The organism is Streptomyces albospinus, assembly GCF_014648695.1.
Classification (GTDB): Bacteria; Actinomycetota; Actinomycetes; order Streptomycetales; family Streptomycetaceae; genus Streptomyces; species Streptomyces albospinus.
In genome coordinates, this window is sequence record NZ_BMRP01000103.1 from 1 (window position 1) to 7484 (window position 7484).

Annotated in this window: 6 protein-coding genes and 1 pseudogene; 4 read left to right on the forward strand and 3 right to left on the reverse strand. The window is 69.1% G+C overall.

Annotated features, from left to right (window positions below; translation table 11 throughout):
- The first annotated feature begins 401 nt into the window (after positions 1–401).
- The gene (locus IEZ17_RS41045; RefSeq protein WP_189308736.1) at positions 402–659 is read left to right on the forward strand and encodes a Rossmann-fold NAD(P)-binding domain-containing protein; all 258 of its coding nucleotides are present in this window, start codon (positions 402–404) and stop codon (positions 657–659) included.
- Between the two features lie 457 nt (positions 660–1116).
- On the opposite strand, the gene IEZ17_RS41055 is transcribed toward IEZ17_RS41045, so the two are convergent.
- Positions 1117–2115 carry an NADP-dependent oxidoreductase gene (locus tag IEZ17_RS41055; protein WP_189308737.1) on the reverse strand — a complete coding sequence of 333 codons (999 nt, stop codon included), beginning with the start codon at positions 2113–2115 and terminating at the stop codon, positions 1117–1119.
- Between the two features lie 69 nt (positions 2116–2184).
- Here IEZ17_RS41055 and IEZ17_RS41060 point away from each other — a divergent pair, with 69 nt between their 5' ends.
- Positions 2185–3285, forward strand: a complete 1101-nt coding sequence (locus tag IEZ17_RS41060; protein ID WP_373300082.1) for a GlxA family transcriptional regulator — start codon at positions 2185–2187, stop codon at positions 3283–3285.
- Positions 3286–3410: 125 nt separating this feature from the next.
- The gene (locus tag IEZ17_RS41065) at positions 3411–5075 is read left to right on the forward strand and encodes an IS1182 family transposase (RefSeq protein ID WP_189308738.1); all 1665 of its coding nucleotides are present in this window, start codon (positions 3411–3413) and stop codon (positions 5073–5075) included.
- A gap of 198 nt (positions 5076–5273) precedes the next feature.
- Here IEZ17_RS41065 and IEZ17_RS41070 read toward each other — a convergent pair whose 3' ends face one another.
- The gene (locus tag IEZ17_RS41070) at positions 5274–6095 is read right to left on the reverse strand and encodes a class I SAM-dependent methyltransferase (protein ID WP_189308739.1); all 822 of its coding nucleotides are present in this window, start codon (positions 6093–6095) and stop codon (positions 5274–5276) included.
- 73 nt (positions 6096–6168) lie between these two features.
- On the opposite strand from IEZ17_RS41070, the gene IEZ17_RS41075 reads away from it, so the two are divergent.
- Positions 6169–6771, forward strand: coding sequence for a TetR/AcrR family transcriptional regulator (locus IEZ17_RS41075; protein WP_189308740.1), 603 nt, complete (start codon positions 6169–6171; stop codon positions 6769–6771).
- Between the two features lie 42 nt (positions 6772–6813).
- Here IEZ17_RS41075 and IEZ17_RS41080 read toward each other — a convergent pair.
- Positions 6814–7074: pseudogene (locus tag IEZ17_RS41080) on the reverse strand (site-specific integrase); the annotation flags it as partial.
- Positions 7075–7484: the final 410 nt, after the last annotated feature.

Below are 7484 nucleotides of genomic sequence, written 5' to 3' on the forward strand. Positions count from 1 at the left end.
TAGGCAGATCCTGCCACCCACCAGCAACGACGCCCTCACCCACTATCACGCACCAACTCATAAGCCTCGATCCACCGACCGATGCCTGTGGATGACGCTTGGGAAAATGAAGATGTGTCATGTGACCTGCGATGATGGGAGTTCTTCATGCTTCCAGCACGCACAATCAGCTCAGAAGGCGTTCATCGATGTCGACTCCACCCATAAGAGGAGCTAACAGAATGTTTGGACGCGTCTATAGCCCCCGATGCGCCTCCGCACGGCGGCCGTGACAGCGGACGTCACGGAGGCGCTCGCCCGCTTCCTCGCCCCGGCGAAGGAAGTCAGTGGAGGTACGGACCGGTTGGGGGCGGCGTGGTGGGTCGGCGAGGTGACGCGAAGAGCCCTCCACGGCCATCAACTTGGGAACTGGCACCAGCACAACCGTCTTTGAACTCGCCGCCGCCTTCAACGCCGTCGTCGACACACCCGTCGTCATCAACAACGGACCACCCCGCCCCGGCGACCTCGCCGGCGCCTACACCCTCGCCGACCGGGCGGGAAAAATCCTGGACTGGTATCCGCGGTGGTCCATCGAAGACGGCATCCGCCACTCCCTGGAATGGGCAGAGAAGCGCGACCACATCCGGGGCGCCTCCTACGTCTGTCTTCAGCCGTGATTGCGTAGCGCCCGACAGCGACCCCGGGAGATTCAGCGGTGACATCATCAGCCACCACCCGATCTTGGCAGCACTGGAGGAGTCCCGGGCCCGTGCGGTGAACTCCAGCGGCTCAGACGGAGATTCCAGCCAGTCAGTCCGGGCGCGGCCACGTAGGTACTTGCCAGGGCAGCGGCATCGGAGCTTGCCCACGACACCGACCTGTCCGCAGTACGGTGCGTAGGCGTCACTCTCTGGAGGGCGTGGGTGCTGCCGAGTTCGAAGCCGTCGGACTCGACGGCCCGGCAGGTGCGACGCTGCTGCTGTACACCGACGGTCTGGAGTCCCGATTGCGGGACGTGCGTCTGGTTCAAGCTCGCCCTGCCGCCTTGAGACGTGGGCATGGAGCATCGGAGCACGCAGGGAGATGCCGACCATCATGTGCCGCGGCCCGGGACGGACCCCGAGCCGTCCCGGCTCAGCGCACGGTGATCACCAGCTTGCCCGTGGTACGGCCCGTTTCTCCCAGGGCGTGGGCCCGGGCGCCTTCGGCGAGGGGGAATGTGCCGGAGACGTGGGCGCGAAGCTTGCCCCGGGCCACGAGCTCGGCGACGGCGCGCATCCCGGCCTGGTCGTGCTCGACGAGCAGGGTGACGGCGCGGACCTGTGCCTTCTCCGCCGCGGCCAGGGTGTTTTCGGCGCCCGGCAGCAGTGAGACGAGGACGCCGCCGGGGCGGAGTACGCTCACGGAGCGGGTGGCGGTTTCCCCGCCGAGGGCGTCAAGGACGACGTCGTAGCGCTCCTCGGTGTCGGTGAAGTCCTCAGAGCGGTGGTCGATGCAGGCATGCGCGCCGAGCTCGCGCAGGAAGTCATGCTTGGGGGCGCTGGCTGTCCCGGTGACGTGCGCGCCGTGCTCCTTGGCGATCTGTACGGCGAGGTGACCGACTCCGCCGGCCGCGGCGTGGATCAGTACCCGCTGGCCGGCCCGGAGGCCCGCGGTGTCGATGAGGGCCTGCCAGGCGGTGAGCGCGGCCAGCGGCAGAGCGGCCGCCTGAACATGGTCGATCCCGGCGGGCTTGGCGGCGAAGGCGCGGGTGGGGCCGGTCACGTACTCGGCGTGGGAGCCAGCCCCGTACGGGTAGGGCAGCATGCCGAACACCTCGTCACCGGGCCGGAAGAGGGTGACGCCGAAGCCGGTCTCCACCACGGTGCCGGAGACGTCCCAACCGAGGGTCAGCGGCGGGGGCGGCAGGAAAATACTCAGGGCGCGGTGCTTGAAGTCCGTGGGGTTGAGTCCGGCCGCGTGCACGGCGACGAGGATCTCGCCGGGGCCGGGCACGGGCCGCGGAAGCTCGGCCAGCTGCAGGACCTCGGGGCCGCCGAGGGCCGTCTGGTGCAGGGCGAGCATCACGGGGGCGCCGTCCGTGGCGGCGGGATCCGCGGGGTTGAGGTTCTCAGGGGTGTCCGTCGAAGTCATGCCTCGATCCTGGCCGTACGGTCCGGCCGGCGCGATGGCAAGAAGGTCAGCCTTCGATACATTCTTGCCATGCCCATCGACACTCCCACCGCCCGCCCTGCGTCCGCCGGGCCCTCCCGGGCCCGTGACCTCGCCGAGCGCACGGCGGAACTGGACCGCCGGATGCGCCCGCACCCGCGGCCCGGCGCCCACAAGGTCGTCGTCCTTGCCCTCGACGGCGTCTACCCCTTCGAACTCGGCATCCCGCACCGGGTTCTGGGTTCCGCCGATGGCCGCTACGAGGTGCTGTCCGCGAGCGCAGACGGGCAGCCGGTGCGTACCGACTCGGACCTGACCGTCACCCCCGGCCACGGTCCCGAGGTGCTGGCCGAGGCGGACACTGTGGTCATCCCTCCGTACGCGATCTCCCGGGCCTCGGTCACCGCCCCGGACCCGCAGGCCCTCGCCGCCCTGTCCCGCGTCCGCCCCGGCACCCGTCTGGTGTCAATCTGCACCGGCGCCTTCCTGCTGGCCGCCGCCGGTCTCCTGGACGGACGCCGGGCCACCACCCACTGGGCGCTCACCGACCACTTCAAGGAGTTGTTCCCCCGGGTCGAGCTTGACGCCGGTGTGCTCTTCGTCGACCACGGTGATGTGCTGACCTCCGCGGGCGCAGCGAGCGGTGTCGACGTCTGCCTGCACTTGGTACGCCAGGACCACGGCAGCGAAGTGGCCAATCATGTTGCCCGTTGCTGCGTCGTGCCGCCGTACCGGGACGGCGGGCAGGCGCAGTACATCGAGAGGCCGCTGCCGCCGGCGAGCGGAACCGGCACCGGGCCGACCCGCGACTGGGCGCTGCAGCGGCTGAAACTGCCGCTGTCGCTGGACGAGTTGGCCGAGCACGCGGCGATGAGCACCCGTACCTTCGCCCGGCGCTTCCGGGAGGAGACCGGTCTGAGCCCCGGCCGCTGGCTGACCCAGCAGCGGCTTCGGCGGGCGCGGCACCTGCTGGAGTCCAGCGACCTGCCGGTGGAACGGGTCGCCCACGAAGTCGGCTTCGCCACCGCCACCTCGCTGCGGCGGCACTTGGCGGCGGAGGCGGGGGTCGCCCCGTCGGCGTACCGGCGCACTTTCCGTGCCTCGGGTCCGGCCGCGGGCGACGTCAGGGGAGCAGCAGCACCTGGGGGCTGACAGGCCCCAACGGCCTGCCGCCCTCACGGGGACGCTGTTGGCGAATACGGGTTCCGTGTGTGACGTCGGTCTCCAAGACCTGGTTGTGGTCTTGGAGACCGACGGGTGTTTGGGGTGGGGTACGGGTGTCGATGAAGCCGCTGGTGCCGGGAGAAGTTCCCGCAGAAACGGTGCGGGTGGCGCGGGCAGCGTTTCCGAAGGGCAGTCTGGCGATCAGGGTTCGCGACGAGCTGGGCGTGATGTTCACGGACGAGCACTTCTCGGGTCTGTTCCCAGCGCGGGGGAAACGTGCCTGGTCACCGGGTCGGCTGGCCCTGGTGTTGGTGTTGCAGTTCGTGGATAACCTCACCGACCGGCAGGCCGCCGAGGCGGTGCGGGCCCGGATCGACTGGAAGTACGCGCTCGGGCTGGAGCTAACTGATCCCGGCTTCGACCACTCGGTGCTCTGCGAGTTCCGGGACCGGCTGATCGGCGCCGAGGGCGGGCGCGAGGTCCTGGACGGCGTCCTGACCGCAGCCCGGGAGCGAGGACTGCTGGCCAGCGGCGGGAGAGCACGCACCGACTCAACCCATGTGCTGTCGGCGGTGCGCGCGCTGAATCAGCTGGAGCTGGTGTCAGAGTGCCTGCGGTCAGCCCTCAACGCGGTGGCACGTGTCGAACCGGACTGGCTGCGGGAGCGGGCCTTGCAGGACTGGTTCAGGCACTACGCCACCCGCGCCGACGAGACGCGGTTTCCCAAGGACCGCACCAAGCGCACACAGCTCTACGAGCGCATCGGCACCGACGGTATGCACCTGCTGCGGCTGGTCTGGGCAGCCGACGCGCCGCAGAGGCTGCGGGAGCTGCCCGAGGCGGAGATTCTGCGGCAGGCGTGGGTCCAGCACTTCCACGTCGTCGAGGGTGAGGTGAGGCGCCGGGGCCCAAAAGACCGGCCGCCGGGCGCCACGCGCCTGGCCAGCCCGTATGACGTCCAAGCCCGCAACGGAGTGAAAGGGGAGATCCGCTGGGACGGCTACAAGGTCCACCTCACAGAGTCCTGCGAGCCGGACACCGCCCACCTGATCACCAACGTGGTGACCACCCACGGCGCGGTCAGCGACGACCGCATGGCCACCGTGGTCCATGCCGGCCTTGCCGCAAAGGGCTTGTTGCCCGCGGAGCACTGGGTTGACTCCGGCTATGCCAACGCCGCCGCCCTGACCGCCGCACACCGTGATCACGGCGTCGCCCTGCACGGCCCGCTCAAATCCGTCACATCCGCCCAATCCAGAGGGGATGCCACCTTCGGGCAAGAGGCGTTCACCGTCGACTGGGACCAGCAGCAGGCGGGCTGCCCGGACGGGCACACCAGCACCTACTGGCGCCAGGCACGCAGTCAGCAAGGAGCACCCGTCATCCGCATCCAGTTCTCGCCCCGCGACTGCAAACCGTGTCCCCGGCAGCCGGAGTGCATCAACTCCAAGCCCGGAAGCCGTCGGCTCGTGCGCCGTGAACTCACACTGCGGCCGCGTGCTGAACACGAGACCCTTCAGCAAGCCCGTGCTCTCCAGCAGACCGACGAGTGGAAGGACCGCTACAAGATCCGTGCAGGTGTCGAAGGCACCGTCTCCCAAGGCGTCATCGCCCACGGCCTGCGCAGATCCCGCTACCGCGGCCTGGCCAAAGCCGGTCTCCAGCACCAGCTCACCACGGCGGCGATCAACATCGTCCGCATCGACGCGCACCTCACCGGGAAACCACACGCGCCCACCCGAACCAGCCCCGTGGCGGCACTGTGCCCCACCGGTTGACCCGGTGGGGCACAAAGACAGCCCGCAATTCACCAACAGCGTCCCCTCACGGGCGGCAGGCCGTCCCATGCACTGACGTCATTTCTCATGAACATTCCCGAGCCGACCCATCGCCAACTGCTCCCCAATGCCGAACAAACGCTGCTTCTGGAAGTGAACAAAGCCAATAAGGGAGCCGCGCGACCGTGCGGCAGCGGATCAAGGGGTGCTGGCGCGTACGGCGGTGGTCGCCAGAGTGGTGTAGTGCATCGTGAAGCGGCCGCCCAGAGCGTCGATAGCGCGGCCGACCGCGCCCAATATCTCGGCCAGCTGATCGGGACGAAGCCGGGTGAGGCCGCCGGTAGTGGGGAGCAGGTCCAGCCATTGGTCGCGCGTGTAGGACTGCTCCCAGTCGAATCGCCACTGTTCAGGGTCGTTGAACTGCTCGGTCTCGCGGATCTTGTCGGCGATCTTCGCGTACCCCGCTTGGTACATCTCCAGCGGACGTCGAGCCGGCTGATTGCTGAACGGGGAGTCGGGCGCCACCCGCCGGTAAGCAGCCGCGAACGGCTCGGCCACCTCGGCAGGCGGTTCGAATACGTGCCCAAAGATCGCCAGGCGCCCGTTCGGACGCACCACCTGGGCCGCCTTCACGGCGCCGGCGACCGGGTCCACCCAGTGCCACGACTGGGCGGCGATCAATGCGTCGAACATTCGGCCAGTCGGCTCCCAGGCTTCGAAGGTTGCCACCTCGACCTGCAGGCCGCGGGCTTGCGCCAGGTCGGCCATCCGTGCATCCGGCTCGATGCCGAGCACCGCGCAGCCGGCGGCCTGGAACTGGCGGGCCGCGATGCCGGTGCCGCAGCCGACGTCGAGCACGTCAGGCCCCGGGCTCCCGGCGACGATACGCGCCACCAGGCCATCGGGGTAGCCGGGTCGGGCCTGGTCGTAGCGTTGCGCGTCCGTGCCGAACGATTCGGCCGTCTGCCGAGCCTGATGCGGCTGCGCCGGTTCTGGCTGTTCTCGCGGTAGAGTGGGCATGCGTTCACTTTAGTGGGCAAGCGCCCACATGCCAACGGATGCCAGGAGCCTGGCGCACGAGAGGATTTGGTAAGTGCCGACCGGGGTACACCTTCGCGACGCGCGGCAGCAACTGTTCGACGCCGCCGAACGCGTGCTGCTGCGGGATGGCCCGAACGGGCTGACCAGCCGGGCCGTCACCGACGAGGCAGCCTGCGCCAAAGGCGTCCTGCACCGGCACTTCACCGACTTCGACGCCTTCCTCACCGAGCTCGTGCTCGACCGGGCCGCACAGCTGGAAACGCAGGCGCATGCGCTGCGCGAGGCCGTCGGCACCGGCACCGTGGCCGATAACCTCACCGGCGCGCTGACCACCCTGTTCGGACCGGTTCCGGTGGCGATCATCCCGCTCATCACTTTCCGGGACGAGTTGCGCGCGCGGCTGCGGCAAGCCAGGCCCGGAGGCGGCATCGCGATCCTCGCCCAGGTCACGACCGCGGTCTCCGCTTACCTGGCCGACGAGCGCGCAATGGGCCGTATCGCGGCCGACGCCGACATCGACTCACTCACCCTCTCCTTGGTCGGAGGCGGGCACCTCCTGTTCGCAGACCGCGACCCCGACCCACCGACCACAGCAACCGTCAACAAGCTGGTGACCACGGTGCTCGCCGGCGTCGTGCAACGGCGGCCACGCTGAACCTGACGTGCAGTCCGCAACGGTCCGCGCTGAAAAGGGGCCTCAGCGTCGGCTGTCGCCGGGCGCGAGCAGGCTGGTGTGCCCGGCGATCGCTTCAGGGGAGGGCTTGAAGTAGCGGCGGACATTCTCCGCCTTCTTGTGCCGGGACTTGGCCATCAGCATCAGCTCGGACGCGCCGTGCTACAGGGCTGTGTGCTGGTCCAGCAGCGCGCGGGCCTGCCCGTAGGACAGAAGGGCCAGGCCCGTGTCCGGGCACACGTCCCGCGCGGAGACCACCTTGCCAGGGCCCGGACGCCGGTGGGATGACGCGCGGATCGGCGGGCATGCGCCCGTCATGCGCGAGGGCGGGAGTACGGCTCGGCTCCCCGCGACAGTGCCCCGCTGTAGAGGGTGCCTGCGGGCCCGGTCCGGTGCCTGTGCACCGGCTTCCGGTGCGGCTCCACAAGGTGGCTTGGAAGACGCGTCCTTTGTTGTTGCCGCCGGTTGCGGCGAGGATGTGATCCGCCCACCGTCCACCTGGCCCGCCGGTCTCTGGCAGCAGCGGGGCGATGCGTTCCCATTGAGTGTTGGTCAGTTCATGCCGCCGCACCATGCCAGGCTCCTGCCCGGCACGGCAGCAGATCCACCACCCGGGCAAGAGCCATCAGAAACGGCCTAGTGTCCTGCGCCAGTAGTTGATCGTTAGTTGTTGTGTGACTTCTTTTTCTGCTGCT